Origin of the sequence: Pseudomonas sp. Sample_22 (genome assembly GCF_004307635.1) — a bacterium.
Lineage (GTDB): Bacteria > Pseudomonadota > Gammaproteobacteria > Pseudomonadales > Pseudomonadaceae > Aquipseudomonas.
In genome coordinates this window covers 1-1,650 of the sequence record NZ_RCNY01000046.1, presented here as the reverse complement: position 1 = coordinate 1,650, position 1,650 = coordinate 1, and the positions used below count along the sequence as shown (strand labels likewise).

1 protein-coding gene is annotated in these 1,650 nt (G+C 46.7%); it reads right to left on the bottom strand.

All coding sequences use genetic code 11. From position 1 onward, the window contains the following. Window positions 1-13 precede the first annotated feature (13 nt). A partial coding sequence (locus D8U73_RS11080; RefSeq protein ID WP_130904473.1) for an acyl carrier protein occupies window positions 14-1,650 on the bottom strand: 1,637 nt, incomplete at its 5' end.

Genomic DNA, 1,650 nt, shown 5'->3' with positions numbered 1-1,650 from the left:
GGTTGAGTAGTTTTTATGACATAGAAACAACTTGAGTTACGTGATGTTGCGCCTGCATCCTCGCGGCATCGACAATAGACGCAATGGCACGAATATCAGCTGCTGATATGATGTCCGATACCGACAGCTCAATTTTGACCGCCTTCGAAGAAAACTCCGCCCGCAGAGCACTGACAAATTGCACAGCACCGAGAGACGCCAAGCCACACTCCTCTAAGCTTAAATCAGGATTTGCTTCCATCCCTGTAGTGCGTTCTACGATTTTCAAAACTTCTGACAATGTATCGCTTGAATGTTCTGACTGAACCTTATTTCCTGCCAGAAGCATGCTCATGCTTTGAAAGCCACGTCTAATTAATGGCTCGCAAGGTTGTACGAGCTTTCCAAATATAACCACTAGTCCGACGAGATAGAAATACTCATACCATTCCACAGGGACAGGCTGGGGGCTAAACCAATAAAAATCTTTACGATAACTCCACCAGTTCCACCACTCGCCATTTCGCGTAATGGCGTAGTACCACTGTCCCACCACCTGATGAAACAGAAAGCATGCATAAGTTGCTGGGGCCAAGCTTTGAGAAATAGGATTCGATCGTAAGATTTTTGCTGTTAAACCTTGCCCCGTACTTAGAGCAAAAAGCCAGAGCAATGTAATGGGTGCGAATAGCCGAGAGGCGACTTCGTCCCAGATTCTGTTAACGATGCCTGGGTCTGCAAAATTATTAGCGGCTTCGGGACGTAGGAAAAAGGTGTCGAGAGAAGCCTGCGAAACAGCCGATCCGTGAGGTATATAACCCTGAAGGATATGCGCGGTACTGACTGCGACAACCAACAGGGTTATGGCGTCGGCGACGTAGCCCCATAAGTAGGCACGTGCCTGATTATAGGGCCGAACAGCATCAAATAAAAATGCAACGCACATGCCCACCACGAAGTAAACCATCCAAAATGGTGAGAATAAGTAGAATCCAAGCAATACCGCATTATCAGTGTCCGCAGCATCCATTTGTTGAGCGCTAGGGATTAATTTTTCACCCGTTGATTGGTCAAAAAAGCCATAGCCAATCGCATCTTCGGCATAGCTGTACCAAAAACCTAATAATATCAGCACATTGAGACTAACGCCCAATAAGCTCAACAGTATTAGTGGTTTCGTCTTTTTTCGCACCTTATACAGCTGATTATATATGCTGGGAAAGATCAGCAAGCATTGGAAATACATAGATGTGAACCATAGGTAAAATCCCATGAACCACGATGCTCCCCAGAGTGGTGTCGCCGACAATCCTGTAAGATAGATTGTTATTGTCGCGAGCAGATTGGCCGCCCAAGACTCTTGCAGAAGAGGGGTGCCTTCACAAAACATTCGCCCCATGTCTTCCGGCTGGGAGTTCCAATGGAAGGCCGGAGAGAATGTGGATGGCTGACAGTGCGGTAATAAATTGATCAGTGCAAAAACTAGGGCTAAAGCGTAAAGCGGATACATGGCCTTTATGCGGGCCCAGATAAAAGATCTTTTGCGGGAAATCAAGGATGGCATAACGATTGCCAATGAAAACCCTGCGGTTACAAAGAACGCATGCACATGCCACGGAAATTGCCTAAGATTTGCAAAGGCGCCCCATGATTCATCGGAGCCAATATGCA